Consider the following 22,888-nt stretch of genomic DNA (forward strand, 5'->3'; position numbering starts at 1 on the left):
TACCCCACCCGCCCTATCGGGCACCCTCCCCGAAATCGAGGAGGGTTAGGGAGGGGTTTTATCCATGTGTCGTATTGTTTTTTCAAATTGGTAGGAGATAGAGAATAATACCTCCCCAATGGCAGTACATCGCACAGTTGGCGATCGCCCCTGAGCTTGTTTTCCAATCCAAAATTCACTGAACCTGCAATAACCTTCTAAGTCGAGGGTGATATAAAAAAATCTAGCTCTTGAAACTTGCTGACAACCTCCGGTAGTGGTATAAGTCGAAGGCTTGACGCTCCGCTTATCGCCAATCTTGTAATCTGCGTTAGCGACGAGAGTACAACATCGCTGAATTTTTGAATTAGTGCGATCGCCTAAGCTTGAGATAATCGTGAGCGATCGCTGCCTTAAATAGTATGGATATTATTCTGACTCAGTACTTTCATCTAAATATTTCAAGAAAGAATTAACGCCCAGTAACTGAATGCCATAGCTTGCCATTACCACTCTCAAGTCATCATCCGCTCTCAAATCATCATCCCCGGACACTATAATCCCCGCTTCGCCATCAATTGCCGTTGCCAACACAGGTAAATCTTTGGGATCTCGACAATTAGGCGGAACCGTTTTCAATTCAACCCATAGCGCACGATACTGCAACTGTTGTTCTAGACGCATCGCCTGACTGGAGTCAATCCGTTCTCTTAACCGGGGACGATTCCAAACAAAATGTAGTTCTTCCATGAGGGGTTGACTCATTACCAACTGGAATTTATCCCCATTGAATGCTTCCAAAATCGGTAATGTCACTCGCCCTTTCAGCAAAATGCGAATCCAGATATTGGTGTCAATAACCACTCGCAACTTCATAACAGTTGAGATTGCTGACGCACAGCTTTTATTTCAGCCATGATGTCATCGTCTGTAATCTCATCTACTGGAGGTTCGGCATAAAGTTCTTGAATTAAAGCCACCAAATCTGCACGTAAATCAAGTTGAATTAAGGCTCTGGCAACTTGCGCCCGCTCGTCTGGTTGCAACTGTTGTACCGCAGTAATAAGTTGTTCCAAAGTGATGGGTATCGATACCATTTCAGTAGCCATCAGAATCTTTTCTTAAATTGTAAATGGAAAATGAGCTATGAGCGATCGCTTCTTCGGACACATATTCCGATTATTCTATTGCCCGTTGACGCTTAGTGCGATCGCCCATCTGGATTGAGACAGTGAAAGTAGTGCATTAGGCTTCTCAATTTATAGGGCGCTAAAGCGCAACTACGAACCTTTTTTATGGCATCATTTGTGTCAATCCACTACAAGATTGCGCGATCGCTGTTTTATTCCCAGGCGTAATCCCCAATACGCTCAGAAATCATTACACTGTAGAGAAGTGACCTGGTGGAAATGACTGTCGGAATAATACCCATGAGTGAAAAATCTACAAGAATTTGTATCCTTGGTGGAGGCTTTGGCGGTCTTTACACAGCTTTGCGTTTAAGTCAACTGCCCTGGGAAAGGGAACAGAAACCGGAAATAATTTTAGTTGATCAGGGCGATCGCTTTGTTTTTTCTCCCCTCCTCTATGAATTATTGACGGGGGAAATGCAAGTATGGGAGGTTGCCCCAACTTTTGTAGAATTGTTGGCAGGTTCGGGTGTGCGCTTCTATCAAGGGGTTGTCTCTGGAATTGATATGGAGCAGTTACGGGTAGAGCTAGAGGATGGTAGGGAAATTGCTAGCGATCGCCTGGTGTTAGCTCTCGGTGGTGAGACTCCCTTGGATTTAGTCCCCGGTGCAAAATCTTACGCTTATCCCTTCCGGACAGTTACGGATGTGTATCGTCTAGAAGAGCGGTTACGAGTACTGGAAGAATCGGATTTAGAGAAAATTCGAGTGGCGATCGTTGGTGGTGGTTACAGTGGGGTGGAGCTAGCTTGCAAACTGGCAGATAGAATGTCTACGCGAGGACGTTTTCGCCTGGTAGAAATGGGTAATCAAATTCTGGGTAATTCTCCCGACTTTAACCGCGAAGCTGCCAAGAAAGCTTTGGAAAGTAGAGGTATCTTTCTTGACCTAGAAACGAAAGTAGAAGACATCACTTCAGACAGCATTTCCTTGGAATACAAGGGCACAATTGATACAATTCCCGTGGATTTGGTCATTTGGACGGTGGGAACTCGGATTAATCCTGTAATTAAAAGTTTGCCTGTAAAGCAGAATTCACGGGGACAAATTACTATCACTGAAACACTACAAGTTGTTGATTATCCCCAGATTTTTGCCCTAGGTGATATTACGGATTGTCGTGATGTCACAGGAGCACAGGTTCCCAGTACTGCTCAAGCAGCATTCCAACAGGCAGATTATACCGCTTGGAATATTTGGGCAAGTTTAAGCACTCGTCCCCTCTTACCCTTCCGCTATCAATATTTAGGTGAAATGTTGGCATTAGGAGTAGACAATGCAACTTTGGCAGGTTTAGGTGTGAAATTAGAAGGTTCTGTAGCATATCTTGCCCGTCGTTTAGCATATCTCTACCGCTTACCTACCCTAGATCATCAGTTGAAAGTAGGGTTTAATTGGTTGACTCGTCCCATTATTGATGCTTTATCAAAATAGTCTGGGGAAAGGAATAGGGAACAGAATACAGTTATTTTTCTTCTACTGATAACTGGTAAATATAACCCAGAGAAACACCAAGGGATAACTGGGCTAAATTTGCTATCGCGATAGATGAAATTTCTCACAAATAAAGACTAGAATGCTAACATAAGACAAATTTACCAACCAGATGCAGCCATAGGAAGCAGTCAATGACAAGTGCGGAATTTGGCATCAGTTTTTACCAACTTACCAGCACTATTTTTGCATTCGATTATTCAATCTAGTTAGTAGAGAAAATCTTTTATCTATACAAAAGTAGGAGCAAGGAAACAATATGCGAGTACTCCTCGTCTACCCAATTTTTCCAAAAACTTTCTGGTCATACGAGAAGATATTAGCATTAGTTGACCGCAAAGTTTTATTACCTCCTTTAGGGTTAGTCACCGTTGCCGCAATTTTACCCCAGGAATGGGAATTTAAATTAGTAGATCGCAATATTCGCCCAGTCACAGAGGCAGAATGGGAATGGGCAGATTTAGTGATTTTGTCTGCCATGATTGTGCAAAAACAAGATTTACTTTCCCAAATTCAAGAAGCCAAACAAAGGGGTAAATTAGTCGCAGTAGGTGGTCCCTATCCCACTTCTGTACCCCATGAAGTGCAGAATGTTGGTGCCGATTTTCTCATTTTGGATGAGGGGGAAATCACCTTACCAATGTTTGTGGAAGCTGTACAAAAAGGCGAAAAATCTGGTGTTTTTCGTGCCACAGAAAAGCCTGATGTCACATCTACTCCCATTCCCCGATTTGACTTATTGGAGTTTGATGCTTATGACATGATGTCAGTCCAATTTTCACGGGGATGCCCTTTTCAATGCGAATTTTGTGACATTATCGTCTTATATGGTCGCAAACCTCGCACCAAAACACCAGCCCAATTACTAGCAGAATTAGACTATCTCTATGAGTTAGGTTGGCGACGGGGTGTGTTTATGGTAGATGATAACTTTATCGGTAACAAACGCAATGTCAAACTGTTACTGAAAGAGTTAAAAATCTGGATGGCAGAGCATAATTATCCCTTCCGTTTTGACACCGAAGCTTCCATTGATTTAGCACAGGATACAGAATTAATGGAGTTGATGGTAGAGTGTGGTTTTGCGGCGGTATTCTTAGGAATTGAAACTCCCGATGAAGATAGTCTACAACTGACGAAGAAGTTTCAAAATACCCGCAGTTCTTTGATAGATTCAGTACAAACTATCATCAAAACTGGTTTACGTCCCATGGCAGGATTTATCATCGGATTTGATGGTGAAAAAACTGGTGCTGGCGATCGCATTGTACGGTTTGCAGAAGCCGCAGGCATCCCCTCAACAACTTTTGCCATGTTACAAGCGCTACCCAATACTGCCCTGTGGCATCGTTTGCAAAAAGAAGGCAGACTCCGGGAAAATAAGGACGGGAATATCAACCAGACAACCTTGATGAACTTTATCCCGACTCGTCCCTTAGAAGAAATTGCACGGGAATACGTAGAAGCTTTTTGCACTTTATACGAACCGGAAAAATACTTAGACCGCACCTATCGCTGTTTCCTGATGATGGGTTCACCCTCTTGGACTGCACCCTTCAAAATGCCAGAATTAATTGTTGTCAAAGCTCTACTGATTATTATTTGGCGACAGGGATTTAAACGCAATACCCGGTGGAAATTCTGGCATCATCTATTTAGTATGATTAAGCGCAATCCTAGGGCTGCGGAACATTATCTCGCAACTTGCGCCCACATTGAGCATTTTGTCGAATATCGGCAAATTGTGCGGGAAGAAATCGAGTCACAGCTGAGAGAATACCTAGCTCAAGGTGTCGAAACACCATACGTACCAGTGACAGCAGTCAAAGTTGTCAAGGAGGAAACAGCTGGAGCGGTTAGTGGAGTTTAACACGCCATAGGCGATCGCCACCAAATAATTAGAATTTGAGAAGGAAAACAGATTTAACTTTTCATCCTTGAGTAGAGACGTTCTCACAGAGCGTCTTTTTCTGTTTACATTCACGATGCTTCCAGATTCTGCACACAAGGCAAAGTAATTTTACATCTTGTACCTTGCCCCAAGATGGAAGTAATCTCTATCTTGCCATGGTGTTTTTGAATTATTTGGTAACAAATCCACAATCCTAAACCTGTTCCTTTTCCTACCTCTTTAGTGGTAAAAAATGGGTCAAAAATTTTATCCTGAAGTTCTGGAGAAAATCCCACACCATTATCAACTATTTCGATAGTAATTTTATCTTCATCTATCTTTTCAGTATGAATAGTTAGTTCTTTATGATTTTGCAAACTCTCTTCTTCTAGAGCATCAATAGCATTACTAATAATATTTAAAAATACTTGATTTAATTGGGCTGCATAGCATTCAATTTTCGACAGTTCTCCATATTCCTTAAAAACCAGAATATTTTCTTTCAGTCGATGGTTGAGAATCAACAAAGTACTATCAATTCCCTCGTGGATATTCACGTATTTCATTTCGGCTTCATCCAAGCGAGAGAAATTACGTAAAGATAAGACAATTTCCCGAATACGCTGGGAACCCATCTTCATGGATGAGAGAATTTTCGGCAAATCATCCTTAATATATTCAATTTCTGTCTGTTCTAATTGCTCCGCGATCGCCACAGTTGGCTGAGGATATTCTCTTTGATATAAATCTATTAAATCAAACATTTGCCGCGTATAATCTCTCGCATAGCCCAGATTGCCATAAATAAAATTAATCGGGTTATTAATTTCATGGGCTACCCCAGCCACCATATTACCTAAAGATGACATCTTTTCTGTTTGAATTAATTGTGCTTGGGTTTGTTGCAGTTCATTTAAAGCTTCACTAAGTTGTTCATAAGCTTGATTTAATTCTTGATTTTTTTGCGAAATTTGTTGTGTGCGCTCTTCCACTCTTTTTTCTAAATTTTCTCGAGATTGCTCTAGTTGTTGAGTATATTCCGCAATCCGACGAATTAAACTATTTAAAGAACTTGCTAAAATTCCCACTTCATCACTACGAGTCACTGGTACTTGTAAATCAAAATTCGATTCCTGGGTAACTTTACGAGCAACCTTCGCAACTGCAAGCAGGGGATCGGAAATTGAAAGGGCGATTTTTCTCCCTAAAAATGTACAAGTTAAACCACCAATAATAAAAAATCCCCACAGTCTCAACCACAGATACTGTACGGTATGGTTAATGTCACCCAGAGACTTTAATAATACGACTTGCATCGTAGTATAACTGAGAGATGGTAGGGCGATCGCCTTCCCTAAATAATGCTGACTCGCAATTAATACACGTTTTGGTTTTTCCCCTAGGGATGGTACTTCCCATCTCTCACCATAGACAGATGACAAAGTTGATGTTGTCACCTGATTTTTGCTGTTAAAAATCACCACATATTCATCCTGAGCAGGATTGACATTCCTGAGAAAATCTTCACTAATCATATTCCCAGTCAAAATTGCTCCAATTATTTCTCCAGATATACTCAATAGAGGTGTAGAAGCAACTAATACTGATTGAATTTTCTTATTTTCACTATCAGATAAATTGATGACATCAGTTGTATTTAATCCATTCAGAGCAGCTACTATATTTTGTCTATCTTCTAAGATAAGTTGTGAAAACTCCGGTTCTGTTAAATCTAGTAAGATGCCACCATTTTGATTTAGCACCTTGACAAAATTGAATTTTAAGCTGTTTTTGTGAGGTGTAATAATTTTAAATAATTCTGGAATATTTTGCTGCTCTACAGCTTTGATAATGTCATTTCTTTCTCCCATCAATTTTGTCCAAGAGCTGATATGTTCTTGCTCATGTTGCAATTGATGTAAAACTACAGTGGCATTATTTTCTACAAAAATACTAGCTTGGTCTTCCAGCTTACTGGTAAACCAAAACGCATAATTTATAATAGTTACGACCATAATTGTAAAAAATAACAACAAAAATGGCATAATAATTCTTTGACTTAAAACTAGCTTAGAATAGCTAGCTTGTAATCTCACTCCTCGAACTCCAGTTCTTGGATTATCTGGTTGCTCATTGGGTTGGTTTGATCGACGAAAAATCGGCATTTTAACTAATGAGATAAATCAGCAGTATGGGACAAAACTATCACAGATATAATTAAGGGAACTTGCCTATTAAATTCATTATTCACGAAAATCGAGGACATCTAAACTTTAGATGAGCCGTGGCAGACAAAATCATCTGCTAATTCCAGATAAATTCAGTAACTGTTCTCTAGCCGTAGAAACTGGTATCTAATTTTCATGCCCAAAACTGTTATATCCTGAAGAATTGCTGTCATCTCTAAAAATCTGGGATATTTCACGATAATTTTGGGTAATAAGCGAAAATAAGCGCCTCCGAACCAAAAGCACCCAGCAATAAGCAATTCTCCGGTAACTCCATACTCCTGACGACACATATTTGAAGAGCTAGATTTTCCAGAAAAATCACAACTATAGAAAAATCCTATACAAACTCACATTTTTGCCCTTGCTGACTAATCATTAAACTTCATTGCAAATTAAAAAGACAGGTAAAAGCTTATGATAAGTTTTGGAAATGTAAATCTACACAATGCAACTCACTAAAGAAGGAGAACCCTGTGGCAACGGAATCAAATTTTGTAACGGGCACAGATGCAGTACGTGACGATTTCAGCGAATATGTTGCCCACCTGCAAATGCATATGGCTCTTCAAGCTCGCAATCTGGTTCCTCCCCTGAAGTCCACACAAACAGACAGTAGAGAACAGCTACTTCACCAAACTCAAGCAAATTTTGAGAAGTTGGTTTCCCGTCGCGTTGTTTAATTTATTCTGAATATCAATAAAAATTCACATAAAATAGAAGCAGTGCCAGTTAGGAAAAGTTTTGTAACTTATCTTGACGGGACTGCTTTTTTAGTATTGAGTTTTGAATCAAGTGGGGAAAATCACTCTTGAGGATAAATAGTTAAGGGCAGAAAGCCGTTAATATGAATGCAGCAGTTTGTTTTACAAGCAGTTGCGGCGGAGGCTACTCCTAGGTAACTCGGTATCTATGGAACTTCTATAGAACTTGACAGGAAGCAGTTTTGATTGGTTCACCTCAGAACTGTCGCCACCCTTTTATAGATGTATGGTTCAATCAACCTACCGTTACCTCTTAACTAAACCCAGAAACCTCTGCGGCATCTGCGGAGGGCTATGCGTTCCGTATGCTGAATGCAAAGTACACGTTACTCCCATTCTCTAAACAGTAAATTTTCTGTTTCTGCATTACCCTCCAGTTATTAAGGCTGAATAACGGCTCGAATGAAAATGACTTCCTTACTTCCTCGAAATTTCAGTGCGGTGATTCGACCAGTTCAGTATCGGGACTTGGACGTAATCGAACGCTTAAATCAAGAGTCCTTCGCAGCCTCAGCATCCGACAAAGTTGCTTCACCGGGGCAACAAATCCAATGGCTACGTCGTTGGTATGGATTTATCAAGTTGTTGAGTTGGTTTCCTAACCCACTACAGTACAGTTTTTGTGGGTATGTGGCAGAACAGGGGCGATCGCTCCTCGGTATGATTCAAGTCTCGCCCTTCAATCGCACCCGCAGCACTTGGCGTGTTGATCGTGTCCTCTTGGAGCGTAGCATCGATCGCCAAGGAATCGGTTCCCAACTCTTGCGTTACTGCTTTGAATCTATCCTGGAAGCAAGAACTTGGATACTGGAAGTCAATATCAATGATACTGATGCCCTGGCACTATACCGACACAACGGTTTTCAACGTTTAGCAGAAATCACCTACTGGGAAATTCAACCAGAATTACTGACAGAATTAGCTCAGGCAGAACCAGATTTGCCCAATCTACTGCCGGTGAGTAACGCTGATGCTCAGTTGCTCTATCAACTAGATACGGCATCTATGCCCCCCTTGGTGCGACAAGTATTTGATCGCCAAACCCACGATTTTAAAACTGGCTTATCCTGCGCCCTGGTAGATGCCATTAAGCAATGGGTAAATAAAACAGAAGTCGTCAGTGGCTACGTATTTGAACCCCAAAGAAAAGCCGCCATCGGCTATTTTCAGCTATCCCTCGATCTCCAAGGGCATGAACCCCATGTTGCCAGTCTCACAGTCCATCCTGCCTACACATGGCTGTATCCAGAATTACTATCTCAATTAGCGAGAATTACTCAGGATTTCCCTAAACAATCCCTGAAAGTGGCTTCCGCAGACTATCAGCCGGAAGGAGAAGAGTATTTAGAACGAATTGGTGCGAGTCGTATTGAACATACTCTCATTATGTCTCGTTCCGTATGGCATAAAGTCCGGGAATCGAAGTTTGTTTCCTTAGAAGGGATTCAGTTACCGGAAGTGTTGCAAGGTTTACAACCTGCCCGCAAACCCATTCCTGGAGGAATGTCTTGGTTACCACCGGGCAAGTCTCACCCCCCAGAAATGAAAATAGCTCCTAATTATGGGCAAGATCATCTGAGTTTCCCTTGTCATCACCCTAGCTTAGAAACTTCTAACCCCCAAGAATCAAACAATAATTTAGAACAGGAGTAAGTTTGGTGACACAAAAGGACGTGGAGGCTAGAAGTCAAACTCCCTCTCGTGTCTTTGTTTGCGCTCTCGGTTTGGATGTGGGACGTAAGCGCATTGGAGTCGCTGGTTGCGATCGCACAGGTTTAATTGCCACGGGAATCACCACCATTGAACGCACAAACTTTGAGCAAGATGTCTCTCAAATGCAGCAAATTGTCCAACAGCGAGGGGTGGAAATATTAGTCGTCGGCTTACCCTACTCGATGGATGGTACCTGTGGTTTTCAAGCCAAACAAGTACAAAAATTTACCAAAAGATTGGCGAAAGCACTACAGCTCCCTTTTGAGTATGTAGATGAACGCTTGACTTCTTTTCAAGCAGAACAGCTAATTCTGGCAGAAAATCGCTCACCCTCGCGCAATAAGGGGTTAATTGATCGCAAAGCGGCGGCAATTATTCTGCAACAATGGCTTGACGCTCGTCGCTGATTTGCTGAGTAACCATACCTGTTACCATGATATTCTGAAGTTTATATAGTTTGATGTAAACTGCATAAACCAATCAAGAATGGAAAAGCTACTGATGATTAGTATGTTGGGTAATTACTCAGTGTTTATTCATGATCGTCACCTCTAGTAAAGAGCAGCGCTAATCAACAAACTATTCTCAATTTCTCCAACCCTGTCAATTGACGAGTTTTGATGATTGAGAACGTTGTACTCCTCTGAACTTTACTCTGGGTAAACAGTAGAAGCTTTCACAGCACTTTCCTCCTCGCCAGCATTGGTATTTAACAATCTCAGTTGATATTTTTGGTTGCTCGTCTTTATCTTTAAGCAGTTAAACTAAATTTCCCAGTTGCTGGTAATTTATAAATTTCTCCACCTTGGCTATGTATTCCTCTCCTTTCCCTGAAGACACTGACTATACTCCTGCGGGTTCCATCACTTTAACGGATGAAAAAGGGCGATCGCTCGAATGTTATATTGAGCATTCCCTGACAGTGGATGGACAAGAGTATGTCTTATTGCTTCCTGTTGACTCACCTGTAGAAATATTTGCATGGCAGGGTGACGACGAGGAAGAAGAAGCTGTATTAGTCGAAGATGATGCCATTATTGATGAAATCTTCACTACTGCTCAAGCTGTACTCTCAGAACAAAATTTAGTCTTGAAAAACACAGCATACGCTCTCACCGTCGCCGGCGAATTACCACCAGTCGAAGAATCAGAACTCTTTACCCTGGAAATTGAAGACGATGAAGCACAATTAGAACCAGAACAATTACAGCTACTTGCTAGCTTCTACCATGAAGAACAGGAATTTGCTGTATATACCCCCCTTGATCCCTTATTGTTTTTTGCTCGCATCACTAAAACAGGGAACCCAGAATTACTCTCGCCAGAGGAATTTCGCCAGGTGCAACCCCTCTTAGAAGAACATCTGTTTAATGAAGTGGAATAAAATTAAAGCAGAAGCATGAATCTAGAGACGCGCTTTGTCGCGTCTTTTGTCGTCTCAACCTACTTGACAATGGGATAAGAAGAAAAAGGTAGGCATTTTTGTGTTTTTCCATATACAAACCTACATAAAAGGCTAACTTGATATTTTCTATTCCCCATTACTCATTCCCTGGAGAAATATTTGCATGAATCAACTCTTACAACCAGATTTAATTTTAGAAGGCTCTATTTTGCACCTGACACGGGAAATGATTCAACAGTACAACCTCAAAGGTTTACTCTTGGATGTGGATGAAACCCTAGTACCTATTCGAGTGGCTTCTGCTTCCCCAGAATTGAAAAAATGGGTGGAAGAAATTCGTTCCTGTGTGGATATCTGGTTAGTGAGTAATAATCTCAGCGAAAACCGCATTGGTGGGATTGCTCGTTCCCTGGATTTACCCTACTTCCTGGGTGCAGCTAAACCTTCTCGACGCAAACTCCGGGAAGCGGTTCAAGAAATGAATTTACCCGTACAACAGGTGGCAATGGTGGGCGATCGCCTATTTACTGATGTCTTAGCGGGTAATCGTTTAGGAATGTTTACAATCCTCGTGGAACCCATCATTCATCCAGAAACTCCCCTATACAACCATCCCATTCGCAATTTTGAAGTCTGGATATCAGAAATTATCGGGGTTTCTATCACTCCTAAAAAACAGAGATTTACAAACCTTGACAAATAGTCAGGAAAATAAATCTAAAGAAATAATTAAAAATACAGGGTCTTTTCCCAAAGTGAGGGAAGATAATTATATATAACATGGGTCAAAAAATTAAAGACCTAGAAAAATAGAAAGTAATATTTACCTAGCAGAGCGTCAACCTTTAACTTATAGAAGTGTTGGCGCTTTGCCTATTGCCATATAAGCTTTTTTGAGAACAAACTACTAAATCGAGCTTAGTGTACAATACTACTTTACAAATAGTAAAATACTGAAGTGAATTAGTCGCGCTTTATCTTGATATCAGGATTTACTGGGTAAAGTGGTGATAAAATTTATGCCCTGCAACTGTTTAATTAAATATATAGTTTGATAATCTACCGCAGATAACACTCTGTTCGTTGTTGGATCTATGAAGTCTTATTTAGCCGCCGCTATTCAAATGACAAGTGTGCCCGATTTAGAAAAGAATTTGGCACAAGCAGAAGAACTGATCGATTTAGCCGCCCGTCAAGGTGCGGAATTAGTGGGTTTGCCAGAGAACTTTTCCTTTATGGGAGAAGAAAAAGAGAAACTTGTGCAAGCTGAGGCGATCGCCCAGAAAACAGAAGCATTTCTTAAAACTATGGCACAACGCTATCAACTGACCATTTTAGGCGGTGGCTTCCCCGTTCCTGTAGCTGGTACAGATAAAGTTTATAATACTGCCTTACTCCTAGATCCCAACGGTCAGGAGCTTCAGCGTTATCATAAAGTGCATCTATTTGATGTCAACGTACCTGATGGTAACACCTACCGTGAGTCAAGTACGGTGATGGCTGGTCAGGAGTTACCTTCTATTTACCATTCTCAAACCCTGGGGAACATTGGACTTTCTGTTTGCTACGATGTCCGCTTTCCGGAATTATACCGTCACCTTGCCGACAAAGGAGTTGATGTTATCTTTGTGCCAGCAGCTTTTACGGCTTTTACAGGTAAGGACCACTGGCAAGTTTTATTACAAGCCCGTGCCATTGAAAATACTTGTTATGTGATTGCTCCGGCACAAACTGGGTTGAATTATGCGCGTCGTCAAACCCACGGACACGCTATGATTATTGACCCTTGGGGGGCAATTCTTGCCGATGCTGGAGAAAAACCCGGTGTCGCGATCGCCGAAATTAAACCATCCCGCATTGAACAAGTACGTCGGCAAATGCCTAGCTTACAGCACCGCGTATTTGCTTGATGCAACCATAGCTATCCTAGTATCACTGTTTGATTTCCAAGGAAAGGAATCAAGGTGAATAATTTCATAAAATATAGCTTGACACAATTACCAGAAAGTGTATTTCAGATGATTCTCAAATTTCCAATTTTTTAGAGGTAGTGTGAGAGTTTCTCGATTATTTTGGGAACCATGAATACAGGAAGTGAAAAATAAAATTTTCCCTAGTCAAGTCAAGACTTATCTGAAACAATTTACCGGTGCAACTTCCAGAAATAACTTCCTTGTCAATTACAAACTTTTTACAGGATAGCTATGTCTAAAACTAAATCTCTCAGAAGCGGTAAAGCTAGTGCAGTTGCCCTTGAGCCAGAAGTTGCAATCGCGGTTTTAGGATTATTTTCCGCAGCTTCTGATGATGAAGGTATCACCATCCAAGAAGAATATGCTTTGAGTGAAATGCTCGGCAGCGTTTCCCAATTTGAAGACTTTTCTGATGAAGATTACGAAGAGTTGACTCAGAAAGTTGTGAGTCTTTTAGAAGAAGAAGATGCAGATGATGTAGTTGCTCAGGCGATCGCTTCCTTGCCAAATAGAGCTTACAGAGAAGCTGCTTACACTACTGCTATTTTAGTTGTCGGAATTGATGGTGAAGTTCCTGACGAAGAACAGGAATACATTTCCCAACTCCAAGAATCCCTAAATATTTCTGACGAAAGAGCACAAGAAATTATCGACGAAGTTTTTGGAGCAGACGAGGAAGAATACGAAGACGAGGAAGAAGAGGAATAAAATCCTCATTTTGCCATCCCTAGTATATATACTAATGAATAAACCGGGCAGTGAAAAACTACCCGGCTTATTTGTAATTATTTAATCAAGTAACCGTAATTGGCGACAAAGATTATACAGAAAGAACTTTCTTGGTGACAGCATTCAGTTCGCCTTTGGCATACTTAGCTGCAAAGCTTTCCAGAGAAACTTGTTTAATCTTGCTAGCATTACCAGCAGTGCCAAATTGAACATAGCGCTCTGCACAAACCTTCTGCATATATGCGATAGAAGGCTTGAGGAAGTGACGGGGGTCAAATTCCTTGGGATTTTTTGCTAAAGCTTCGCGTACAGCTGCTGTGATAGCCAAGCGGTTGTCAGTATCGATGTTAACTTTACGAACACCGCTCTTGATACCTTTTTGGATTTCTTCTACAGGTACACCATAGGTTTCAGGAATAGCACCACCGTACTCGTTAATCATAGCGATTAAATCTTCAGGTACGGAAGAAGAACCGTGCATTACCAAGTGGGTGTTAGGTAGACGGCGGTGAATTTCTTCAATGCGGCTGATAGCCAAAATTTCGCCAGTGGGTTTGCGAGTAAACTTGTAAGCACCGTGGCTGGTACCGATAGCCACAGCCAAAGCATCTACTTGGGTAGCTTCTACGAAGCTCACAGCTTCATCAGGGTCAGTTAACAGTTGAGAATGGTCAAGAGTACCTTCAAAACCGTGTCCATCTTCAGCTTCACCAGCACCAGTTTCCAGAGAACCCAAGCAACCGAGTTCACCTTCTACACTTACGCCCAAAGCATGAGCAACATTTACAACTTCGCGGGTAACATTGACGTTGTACTCGAAGCTAGCAGGGGTTTTAGCATCAGCTTCCAAAGAACCATCCATCATCACGCTGGTGAAGTTGTTCTTGATGGCTGAGTAACAGGTAGAGGGAGCATTACCATGATCCTGGTGCATAACAATGGGAATCTCAGGATAGGTTTCTACCGCAGCCAAGATGAGGTGGCGGAGGAAGTTTTCACCCGCATAATTACGAGCGCCACGAGAAGCTTGCAAAATTACGGGGCTATCTGTCTCGGCAGCAGCTTTCAGGATTGCCTGAATCTGCTCCAAATTGTTAACGTTGAAAGCTGGGATGCCGTAACCGTTTTCAGCCGCGTGATCCAAAAGCAGCCGCAATGGTACAAGCGCCATAGGTAATCCTCCTAATATGGTTGTCAGGGAGTCGATTCCAGAAGAGCGTTACTTCTACGCTAATCTAAAAAAATTGTGAACTTATAGGAAATTATAACTAGTGTGGTGTGTTTATGTTGAAAAAGTTTGCATCACCCTTCTATTCAATTTGCCCTGTGCTGACTCTATATTGCTGTTCATTCCATCACCCGAATCAAATCGCCTATCGGTAACCAGGTATTCCATGTTGATTATGGAGGGGCGATCGCCATTTGCCTATGTCACTCACAGGTTTTGTTCACCACAAACAGAAACTGCTATACCTGGGAATTATAAGAATTGCCAGTAAAAGAAAAATGCCTATACCATATAGACATTTCTCAATCATGAAAATTAGATTTCAAGCTTATATGGGTCGCCTGGGATTCGAACCCAAGACCAATCGGTTAAAAGCCGAGTGCTCTACCGCTGAGCTAGCGACCCTTTTGCTTTCGCAACTATGGCATCATAACACAGATGCCTAGAGTTTTGTAAAGAGGTTTAGAAAAAATTTGCTATCAGCTTGCAACTAGCTGTCAGACTACCTCCTGACTCAAGTATGCTCAACTTTTCACCAGTGTTGATGGCATTGCGAGGAGCGCTCCAAGGTTCAATGCAATAGAAATCTTTACCCTTAAGTGTCCAAAATACAAAAGTTGAGAAAATATCATCAGCTTCTAGGGTTAATTTTAACCTGCGACTATGGTCTGTAACTGTCGCGCTCTTTCCTTCTAGCTTTTTGAAGGCAACGTCGATTTCATCCCGTTCCCAGTCAAAATTACCGCTAAAGGGTTGATATTCCTTGGTCTTCTGGTCTTGATATTCAGCAGATGGAATTGTTAACTCTAGTTGATTTTTATCACCAACAATCAGGTAAGGATGGAAACCTACAGAAAACGGCATTGGTTGGGAGGAATGGTTGGTGAAAGTTTGCCGAATTTCTAGACTGTCATCGCTGAGAATGTAACTAAAAGCCAGGTGAAACTCAAAGGGGTAAACTGCTTTTGTTTGCTCGCTACTGTGCAAATGTAAGGTCAGATAGGTTAAATTATCTGCTTGCACTTCTTCCACTTCCCAAGGTAAATCGCGGGCAAATCCGTGTTGTTTCAAGGTATATTCCTGACCTTGATAGGTGTAGATATTATCGGGTAAGTTACCGCAGATGGGAAACAGAATTGGATTACCGCCTCGCACACTTAACTCAGGGTGGGTAAACCTTTCCTCATCTAGATAGAAAATATCTTGCCCTTGTACCTGCCAACGGGTGATAATTCCCCCTCGCTCTGGAACGACTGAGATTTTTGTCTGGCGATCGCCAAGGATATAGGTTTTGTATTGGTTCTGCTCTAGGGATATAGAAAACATAATTTTACCTGGTGTTAAGTCTTGCCAAATCCCCGACTTGTGTCAAAAGCCGGGAATCTAACTACTGCTAGTCACTTGTAACTAATCAAAAATCGGCATTCCAGCCTCTATCACTCATCTTCCGCAAAGATAAAGCGATATAACTCGCTGGGGTCTGGTTCGGGACTACTCTCAGCAAATTTCACAGCCTCTTCAATGTTTTCTTGAATTTTCTGGTCAATTGCTTTTAGTTCTGCTGCCGTCGCCAAATTTTGCTCTGTCAGATAAGTTGCCAGTTTCTTGATTGGATCACGAGAGAACCAAAAATCCTTCTCTTCTTTACTACGCAACTCGTCTGGATCTGCTAGGGAGTGACCCCGGAAACGATAGGTTAAGGCTTCAATTAGGGTCGGACCCTCACCAGCACGGGCGCGTCGTACAGCCTCCAAGGCTACTTGGCGAACTGCTAATACATCCATCCCATCAACTTCTACACCCACCATGTTAAAAACACTGGCTTTCTTGTAAATCTCTGGATCAGAAGTTGCCCGCTCATGAGCCATCCCGATCGCCCACTTATTATTCTCCACAACGAAAAGAATTGGTAGCTTCCACAAAGCAGCCATATTCAGCGTCTCAAAGAACTGACCATTATTAGCAGCACCATCCCCAAAAAAACAAGCTGTTACTTGATCAGCACTGGCATCACCTAGAACTTCTCGACGATATTTACTCTGAAATGCGGCTCCAGAAGCTACGGGAATACCTTCGGCAACGAATGCATAACCACCGAGTAAACGGTGTTCACTAGAAAACATATGCATGGAACCACCACGTCCCTTACTGCAACCGGTGGCTTTACCAAACAATTCTGCCATTACCTCTTTTGCTGGTACTCCCGCACTTAAAGCATGGACGTGATCGCGGTATGTACTAGAAACAAAATCTTCTCCTGGACGCATTGCTCCTCGGATAATGCCACTAGAAACCGCTTCTTGACCATTGTAGAGGTGAACGAATCCGAACATTTTGCCTCTGTAGTACATTTCGGCGCATTTATCCTCAAAGGTGCGTCCGAGTACCATATCTTCGTACAATGCCAGACCTTCTTGTTTCGTAATCTGGACTGTAGACGTATCAAACTGGGGTAATGTGCGTTCTTGAATCATTAGTTTTTTTATTCCCGTAGTAACACTTAAAGTTACCATTTTAGATAGGCTCTACCCACAGAAGGAGTAAACACATCTATCAACACTTATATTAAGTCTCTAGTACTGCACTCGATTGCTATTTCGGCAATGAATTAGGAAAACCCTTGGGAATTCTGATTCGACAATGCTAAATCAACAAAAGTAGTTCTGAACTGAATTACCCTGGAATTTCAGGCTATCAATCAGATATTCTTTTGTCTGCATAGCAATTGACAGTTTGGGTAAGTGAGTAATGGCAAAACATCTTGCTCCCCGCTCTCTGACTCCAGATAATTGCACTATCAGCCTAGGTATGATATACTTCGGTTCGCTTACGAGCAATGACAATTCTATACAACGGTGTTGGCTATACCCAGCCACAGATAGATTTCCTTTCTATCAACCGTATAAATAGCGATGGCTTATATTCTGATAAGAAAATATTTCTCAATTTCCACTAGTTCATGCTAGTGTTTTTTATCACCTATAGTCTGATAGATATCAGGGTGAACTTGTTGTAAAACACACATATAATTATGGCACGGTTTTACAGCCTGGGAAAATTCTCGGAAAATTATGTTTATCGTGCTGCGTGGGGATTAAGCTGTGCGAATTCCGCTAGATTACTACCGAATTTTAGGGCTACCGTTGGCGGCAAGTGAAGAACAATTGCGGCAAGCGTATAGCGATCGCGTTGTGCAGCTGCCCCGTCGTGAGTATTCCCAAGCAGCTATTGCCTCTCGCAAACAACTTATCGAAGAAGCTTACGTGGTTTTATCAGATCCTAAAGAACGTCGAGCATACGATCAGTTATATCTGGCACATGCCTATGGTGCGGATGGCGATCGCCATGCAGTTGTAGCCCTAGAAGAGCCTGCCGAAGATAGGGACACAGAATATCAACAGAAAAATCTCAGTATCGAGATTAATGATGATGAACTAGTCGGTGCTTTACTAATTCTCCAAGAACTCGGAGAATACGAGCTGGTCTTAAATCTTGGTCGCCCCTGTATTGTAGATAAAAACGGCACCAATGTCGTCAGTGGAAATACGATTACAAGTGGCGGTCATCTGTCAGAAGCTTCTGTAGAACGTCCGGATGTGGTTCTCACCGTCGCCCTGGCTTGCTTAGAGTTAGGGCGGGAAGAATGGCAGCAAGGTCACTATGAAAATGCCGCTATCTCCCTAGAAACTGGGGAAGAACTCCTCACCAAGGAAGGACTGTTTACCACTGTTCGTGCCGAAATTCAGGCAGACCTCTACAGGCTTCGACCCTATCGGATTTTGGAATTACTAGCTTTACCCCTAGAGCAGATACAAAAACGTCAGCAGGGGTTACAAATATTACAAAATATTTTAGACGAACGCGGTGGCATTGATGGCAATGGGAATGATCAATCTGGTTTAAGTATTGATGATTTTCTCCGGTTTATACAGCAACTACGCCATCATTTGACGGTTACAGAGCAACATAATATTTTCGAGAAAGAAAGTGTCCGCCCTTCTGCGGTTGCTAGTTATTTAGCTGTCTATGCTCTGATTGCCAGAGGATTTACCCAACGTCAAGCTGCTCTGATTCGTCAGGCAAAACAGATGCTGGTACATTTGGGTAAACGTCAGGATGTCCATTTAGAACAATCATTGTGTGCTTTGCTACTGGGGCAAACGGAAGCTGCTACCCGTTGCTTAGAAATGAGCCAAGAATATGAGGCTTTGGTATTCATTCGGGAGCATTCTCAAGATTCCCCAGACCTGCTACCAGGACTGTGTTTATACGTAGAGAAGTGGTTACAGGAAGAAGTATTTCCCCATTTCCGAGATTTAGTTAATCAGACGGCAGCTTTAAAAGATTATTTTGCCGATGAGGAAGTACAAGCTTATTTAGAAACCGTGTCGATGGAAACGCGGGAAATTCGCCAGGAATGGCAGGATAATCGTCCATCTTCCAGTAGTCAAAAAGTTCGTCCCCTTCACAACACATCACCTAACCCAACTTCTTCCCCCAGAAGCAGTAGTCAAACCTCGGAAAACTGGAAAGTTTCCTCCCTCCCTCCAGAAGTAAATTCTGCCAGAGGTGGAAGTGAAACTGTACAGAAAACTGTGGCAAGTTCTAGGGAAGCGATCGCGGATAATAGACAATCCTCGCAATCAAGGCAATCACGACAATCACGAGCGATCGCCACCCCACCTCCAGAACGTCAACGCACCCCTTCTTCCCCTCGCGTAGTTGTCAGAAAACGCCGCTCCTCCATCAATCCAGAGGCAAAAGTCCAGCTTTTGTGGAAAATTATTGCTTCCGTGGGAGGAATAGTTGTTTTTTGGCTCCTGATTTCCCAGATTTATGGTTGGGTTTTAAATATTGTCTCGCCCATACCCAATTTACAGGGTGAACCCCTAACTGTGAAAATTAATGACTCACCTGTAAAAATTCCCGACTCTAACAGTCAACCCCAGTTTCCCGAAGGTGAACTTACCGAAAATACCGCCGAAGAAGTAATTCAAACTTGGCTCTCTACTAAAGCTGCGGCATTAGGTAATAATCATGAAATTGCTAGTCTCGAACAAATTCTCACAGGTTCTGCGTTGAAACAGTGGCAGCAAATCGCCGAACAAGAAAAAACTGCCAATCGTTATCGTCAATATGAACACAATCTGAAAATAGAATCTGTCAAGAAAAAAGATGGTGATCAAGATCATGCTTTTGTGGAAGCTTCCGTGAGCGAAGTCACACAGTTTTTTGAAAATGAACAGATGCAAAAAACCAATAACGATAAAATCAGAGTCAGATACGATTTAATTCGTGTAGATGGTGTGTGGCGAATTCGGGATATGGCAGTTATCAGTAATTCTTAAGTACAGGGAACATTCTTCTTCTCTTCCCGCCTTGAGTATCAGTAACATAAGAATTATTTTATACTGCCTTTTATCACCTTTTTCTCTGAGAAAACATCTCAAGTTCCCAATTTAACATCCCCAATTGGTATGACGGATACTCTAATTCATGCCTATACTCCCCTGATCCTCTGGACGAGTTTAGGTTTTATCATCTTGAGGTTTTTACCTCCGTGGTTTCCTCATTACCTAGGTCGCGGACTTTACTGGGTAGGTGTACCCCTAGAACTATTTGCCCTAGCTCGTCAAAATCAAAGCGCAGGATTAGGTACTGACACAGGTTTTTCTCTGATGCCAGTAATTATTACCATTGCTGCTATTGTGATTGGTTTATTGATTGCGGGGTTGGTTTTGTGGACGTGGCAACGCATATTTTCCCCGGAGTCGCAAATAAAATTACCAGATTTTTTTCCTGATTTTTGCCTTGACTCTCGCAGTCGGGGCAGTTTTTTATTGGCTGCTGGTTTGGGTAATACGGGGTTTGTCGGTTTGGCGATCGCCCCTTTTTTGGTGAATGCTGATGCCATGAATTGGGCAGTAATTTTTAGCATTACTCACAATGTAATTGGTCCCTATGGTGTGGGTGTGATTATTGCCAGTTTCTACAGTCATGCAGGCAAACCAATCCAATGGTGGGCACAATTACGGGAAATATTAACTGTTCCTCCTCTGTGGGCTTTTATTATCGGTAGTCTCTGTCGTCAAATTTCATTTCCCCACGTCATCGAATCTGGACTTCAGCAGTCAATTAGCGTTGTCATTGCTTTGGCTTTTTTGTTGATTGGTATCCGTTTAGCTCAGTTGCAAGGATGGAAAAGTCTGAAAATTGCCCTTTTTCCAGCCATGATTAAAGTTTTAATCACACCTCTGTTAATGGGTTTACTGGTAACTTGGGGGTTGGGTTTGTCTGGCGATCGCCCCTTGGCAATGGTGTTAATGTCAGGAATGCCCACCGCTTTTGCTGGTTTGATTCTGGCAGAAGAATATAATCTGGAACGTGATTTAATCGCTAGCAGTATTCTCCTTTCCACTTTGTTACTACTGCTTGTCTTACCTCTATGGGTGATAATTTTTCGCTAATTCCTCTGATTGATTTTGATAAATTCCCAGATCCCCATCTTTCTCCAAAAGTCGGGGATCTAATTTTTTTGAGGCTTTTTAGATATCTCTAGACCAAAAAGTCAAGATTTTGTGACATTACCCTTGTTGTCGGGAGGGCGATCGCTCCCCATTAGGAGCTAATTATCAAGATTTCATGACATTGCGATCCCAAGAAAACCTAGAAAATCGTAGTCTAGGCAAAAATACCTGGTTTACCCCCTTGATCCCTGCCGGGGGTTGCTGGTTAATATTCATTTAACAAAGTACATAAGTATGAAGGGTAAATACGAAGGTATAGGGTACAAATTCATGAAGTACAGAAGTTGAATTCTTACTTCACACAAACCCCATCCTCAGACCCTAAGTATAAAAAGACAATACAAAAAATCGGCAAGCTTAAAAGTTAGGAGTCAGAAGTTGTCTGAGGTCGATGGAATTACTAAATCAGCCACGGTTCATCTAGGGGATATCATTTACCTTTTAAACTACTGGAGAACAAACTCATGGCAAAAGAACGCCCACCGCTTGAAGAGATGACACTGCGACAATTACGTAAAGTCGCTAGTTTTTATGGCATCTCTCGCTATAGCAGAATGCGTAAGTCCCAGCTGCTGGCAGCAATTATCGAAGTCGAACGCAGCAAACTCTCTCTCAACAACTCTCGCTCAATGGAGGCACAAGAAACCGTGGAAGCAGCAAAATTTGAGTTGGGTCAAGTTGATCGTACAATCGCAACTCTTGCTGATGTTGATGAAGGACTAGGAGATCTACCTAGTGGTTATGGTGAAAGCCGAATTGTTTTAATGCCTCGTGACCCCCAATGGGCATATACCTACTGGGATATCCCTAACGATCATAAAGAAGACTTACGCCGTCAAGGTGGACAACAGTTAGCACTGCGAATTTATGATGTTACTGACATCAATTTAGATTACCAAAGTCCCCACAGCATCCAGGAATATCCCTGTGATGAAATGGCAAGAGAATGGTATCTACCAATTCCAGTGAGCGATCGCGATTATGTCATTGATATCGGTTATCGCTGCGTTGACGGTCGTTGGTTAGTATTAGCACGCTCTGCACGGGTACACGTTCCCCCCGTTTATCCCTCCGACTGGATTGAAGATGTCTTCATCACCGTCAATTTTGAAGAGGACTTACGTGGCAAAACCCTCTACGAATTGGTACCACCTACCAAGAAAATTGCTACCACCGCTAGTGCAGGTGTCGGTAATGCCATCTACGACCAAATTTTCGGCATGGCAGAATCTGCTGAAGCAATGCGCGTTGCAGGTTCCTTGTTCGGTTCTATGCAGCACGTACCCGGTTCCATGATTCCTGAACAAGCTATCAGTTCCTACATCTTCCCCTCTGGAGTTGGTATGTGGGCAGTACCTACCACATCCGGTTTAAATATGTCCGGAGTCGGAATGTCCGGTGCTGGTTTCTCCGGAGACGTACCCATGCGTCCTCGCAAATTCTGGTTAATTGCCGATGCTGAGTTAATCGTCTATGGTGCAACAGAACCAGATGCAACCGTCACCATTGGTGGTCGTCCAATTAAGCTTAATCCCGATGGTACATTCCGCTTCCAGATGTCCTTCCAAGATGGTTTAATTGACTATCCCATCATGGCAGTTGCCGCAGACGGAGAACAAACTCGTTCTATTCACATGAAGTTCAACCGAGAAACCCCATCTCGCAACACCAACACCAAGGATGAAGCTGTTTTGGAATGGTTGAGTTAATTTAATTCTTGTCTTTGGCACTTTAATTTAATTATCCTGAATTACAATCCTGCTATCA

At 42.2% G+C, this 22,888-nt stretch carries 18 protein-coding genes and 1 tRNA gene; 12 read left to right on the top strand and 7 right to left on the bottom strand.

The window, feature by feature from the left end; all coding sequences use genetic code 11:
- Nucleotides 1-408: 408 nt before the first annotated feature.
- Complete coding sequence (locus IJ00_RS11240) at nt 409-855, bottom strand: putative toxin-antitoxin system toxin component, PIN family (RefSeq protein WP_035153053.1); 447 nt, start codon at nt 853-855, stop codon at nt 409-411.
- A complete protein-coding gene (locus IJ00_RS11245) occupies nt 852-1,088 on the bottom strand; it encodes a hypothetical protein (RefSeq protein ID WP_238178497.1) in 237 nt (78 codons plus the stop codon). The genes IJ00_RS11240 and IJ00_RS11245 overlap by 4 nt, the downstream gene beginning before the upstream one ends.
- A 321-nt stretch (nt 1,089-1,409) precedes the next feature.
- Between IJ00_RS11245 and IJ00_RS11250 the strand changes: the two genes are divergently transcribed.
- Nucleotides 1,410-2,603: an NAD(P)/FAD-dependent oxidoreductase gene (locus IJ00_RS11250; RefSeq protein ID WP_035153056.1), complete on the top strand. Its 1,194-nt coding sequence runs from the start codon at nt 1,410-1,412 to the stop codon at nt 2,601-2,603.
- Between the two features lie 319 nt (nt 2,604-2,922).
- Nucleotides 2,923-4,533, top strand: coding sequence for a B12-binding domain-containing radical SAM protein (locus IJ00_RS11255; protein WP_035153058.1), 1,611 nt, complete (start codon nt 2,923-2,925; stop codon nt 4,531-4,533).
- A 110-nt stretch (nt 4,534-4,643) separates the two neighbouring features.
- On the opposite strand, the gene IJ00_RS11260 is transcribed toward IJ00_RS11255, so the two are convergent.
- On the bottom strand, nt 4,644-6,719 hold the full coding sequence (locus IJ00_RS11260) for an ATP-binding protein (protein ID WP_035153061.1): 2,076 nt from the start codon (nt 6,717-6,719) through the stop codon (nt 4,644-4,646).
- 539 nt (nt 6,720-7,258) lie between these two features.
- Between IJ00_RS11260 and IJ00_RS11270 the strand changes: the two genes are divergently transcribed.
- The 7 genes from IJ00_RS11270 (at nt 7,259) to IJ00_RS11300 (ending at nt 13,345) form a co-directional block, all read left to right on the top strand.
- A complete protein-coding gene (locus tag IJ00_RS11270; protein ID WP_035153066.1) occupies nt 7,259-7,465 on the top strand; it encodes a hypothetical protein in 207 nt (68 codons plus the stop codon).
- Nucleotides 7,466-7,936: 471 nt separating this feature from the next.
- Nucleotides 7,937-9,199 carry an N-acetyltransferase gene (locus IJ00_RS11275; RefSeq protein ID WP_035153067.1) on the top strand — a complete coding sequence of 421 codons (1,263 nt, stop codon included), beginning with the start codon at nt 7,937-7,939 and terminating at the stop codon, nt 9,197-9,199.
- A 20-nt stretch (nt 9,200-9,219) separates the two neighbouring features.
- A complete protein-coding gene (gene ruvX / locus IJ00_RS11280; RefSeq protein ID WP_035158900.1) occupies nt 9,220-9,666 on the top strand; it encodes a Holliday junction resolvase RuvX in 447 nt (148 codons plus the stop codon).
- A gap of 404 nt (nt 9,667-10,070) precedes the next feature.
- The gene (locus tag IJ00_RS11285; RefSeq protein ID WP_035153069.1) at nt 10,071-10,643 is read left to right on the top strand and encodes a DUF3727 domain-containing protein; all 573 of its coding nucleotides are present in this window, start codon (nt 10,071-10,073) and stop codon (nt 10,641-10,643) included.
- Between the two features lie 184 nt (nt 10,644-10,827).
- Nucleotides 10,828-11,367: a YqeG family HAD IIIA-type phosphatase gene (locus IJ00_RS11290; protein WP_035153072.1), complete on the top strand. Its 540-nt coding sequence runs from the start codon at nt 10,828-10,830 to the stop codon at nt 11,365-11,367.
- A 391-nt stretch (nt 11,368-11,758) separates the two neighbouring features.
- On the top strand, nt 11,759-12,574 hold the full coding sequence (locus IJ00_RS11295; RefSeq protein ID WP_035153075.1) for a carbon-nitrogen hydrolase family protein: 816 nt from the start codon (nt 11,759-11,761) through the stop codon (nt 12,572-12,574).
- Nucleotides 12,575-12,868: 294 nt separating this feature from the next.
- Nucleotides 12,869-13,345, top strand: a complete 477-nt coding sequence (locus IJ00_RS11300) for a tellurite resistance TerB family protein (RefSeq protein ID WP_035153078.1) — start codon at nt 12,869-12,871, stop codon at nt 13,343-13,345.
- Nucleotides 13,346-13,457: 112 nt separating this feature from the next.
- Here the strand turns inward: IJ00_RS11300 and fba are convergent, their stop codons facing one another.
- The 4 genes from fba to pdhA all read right to left on the bottom strand — a co-directional run bounded on the left by fba (nt 13,458) and on the right by pdhA (nt 17,068).
- Nucleotides 13,458-14,537: a class II fructose-bisphosphate aldolase gene (gene fba / locus IJ00_RS11305; RefSeq protein WP_035153080.1), complete on the bottom strand. Its 1,080-nt coding sequence runs from the start codon at nt 14,535-14,537 to the stop codon at nt 13,458-13,460.
- A gap of 390 nt (nt 14,538-14,927) precedes the next feature.
- A tRNA-Lys gene (locus IJ00_RS11310) sits at nt 14,928-14,999 on the bottom strand.
- Between the two features lie 57 nt (nt 15,000-15,056).
- Entirely contained in the window at nt 15,057-15,920 is an 864-nt protein-coding gene (locus IJ00_RS11315) for an aldose epimerase (protein WP_035153083.1), read from the bottom strand.
- Nucleotides 15,921-16,030: 110 nt separating this feature from the next.
- Complete coding sequence (gene pdhA / locus IJ00_RS11320; RefSeq protein WP_035153086.1) at nt 16,031-17,068, bottom strand: pyruvate dehydrogenase (acetyl-transferring) E1 component subunit alpha; 1,038 nt, start codon at nt 17,066-17,068, stop codon at nt 16,031-16,033.
- Nucleotides 17,069-17,695: 627 nt separating this feature from the next.
- Between pdhA and IJ00_RS11325 the strand changes: the two genes are divergently transcribed.
- The 3 genes from IJ00_RS11325 (at nt 17,696) to IJ00_RS11335 (ending at nt 22,830) form a co-directional block, all read left to right on the top strand.
- On the top strand, nt 17,696-19,942 hold the full coding sequence (locus IJ00_RS11325; protein WP_035153088.1) for an IMS domain-containing protein: 2,247 nt from the start codon (nt 17,696-17,698) through the stop codon (nt 19,940-19,942).
- Nucleotides 19,943-20,071: 129 nt separating this feature from the next.
- Entirely contained in the window at nt 20,072-21,061 is a 990-nt protein-coding gene (locus IJ00_RS11330) for an AEC family transporter (RefSeq protein ID WP_035153090.1), read from the top strand.
- Nucleotides 21,062-21,585: 524 nt separating this feature from the next.
- Nucleotides 21,586-22,830, top strand: coding sequence for a DUF4912 domain-containing protein (locus tag IJ00_RS11335; RefSeq protein WP_035153094.1), 1,245 nt, complete (start codon nt 21,586-21,588; stop codon nt 22,828-22,830).
- Nucleotides 22,831-22,888 lie beyond the last annotated feature (58 nt).

This window comes from Calothrix sp. 336/3, from assembly GCF_000734895.2.
Lineage (GTDB): Bacteria > Cyanobacteriota > Cyanobacteriia > Cyanobacteriales > Nostocaceae > 336-3.

Excerpts from the sequence above, each read along its gene's own strand:
- IJ00_RS11240 (WP_035153053.1), bottom strand. The coding sequence starts at position 855 with ATGAAGTTGCGAGTGGTTATTGACACCAATATCTGGATTCGCATTTTG.
- IJ00_RS11245 (WP_238178497.1), bottom strand. The coding sequence starts at position 1,088 with ATGGCTACTGAAATGGTATCGATACCCATCACTTTGGAACAACTTATT.
- IJ00_RS11250 (WP_035153056.1), top strand. The coding sequence starts at position 1,410 with ATGAGTGAAAAATCTACAAGAATTTGTATCCTTGGTGGAGGCTTTGGC.
- IJ00_RS11255 (WP_035153058.1), top strand. The coding sequence starts at position 2,923 with ATGCGAGTACTCCTCGTCTACCCAATTTTTCCAAAAACTTTCTGGTCA.
- IJ00_RS11260 (WP_035153061.1), bottom strand. The coding sequence starts at position 6,719 with ATGCCGATTTTTCGTCGATCAAACCAACCCAATGAGCAACCAGATAAT.
- IJ00_RS11285 (WP_035153069.1), top strand. The coding sequence starts at position 10,071 with ATGTATTCCTCTCCTTTCCCTGAAGACACTGACTATACTCCTGCGGGT.
- IJ00_RS11290 (WP_035153072.1), top strand. The coding sequence starts at position 10,828 with ATGAATCAACTCTTACAACCAGATTTAATTTTAGAAGGCTCTATTTTG.
- IJ00_RS11295 (WP_035153075.1), top strand. The coding sequence starts at position 11,759 with ATGAAGTCTTATTTAGCCGCCGCTATTCAAATGACAAGTGTGCCCGAT.
- IJ00_RS11300 (WP_035153078.1), top strand. The coding sequence starts at position 12,869 with ATGTCTAAAACTAAATCTCTCAGAAGCGGTAAAGCTAGTGCAGTTGCC.
- fba (WP_035153080.1), bottom strand. The coding sequence starts at position 14,537 with ATGGCGCTTGTACCATTGCGGCTGCTTTTGGATCACGCGGCTGAAAAC.
- IJ00_RS11315 (WP_035153083.1), bottom strand. The coding sequence starts at position 15,920 with ATGTTTTCTATATCCCTAGAGCAGAACCAATACAAAACCTATATCCTT.
- pdhA (WP_035153086.1), bottom strand. The coding sequence starts at position 17,068 with ATGATTCAAGAACGCACATTACCCCAGTTTGATACGTCTACAGTCCAG.
- IJ00_RS11330 (WP_035153090.1), top strand. The coding sequence starts at position 20,072 with ATGACGGATACTCTAATTCATGCCTATACTCCCCTGATCCTCTGGACG.
- IJ00_RS11335 (WP_035153094.1), top strand. The coding sequence starts at position 21,586 with ATGGCAAAAGAACGCCCACCGCTTGAAGAGATGACACTGCGACAATTA.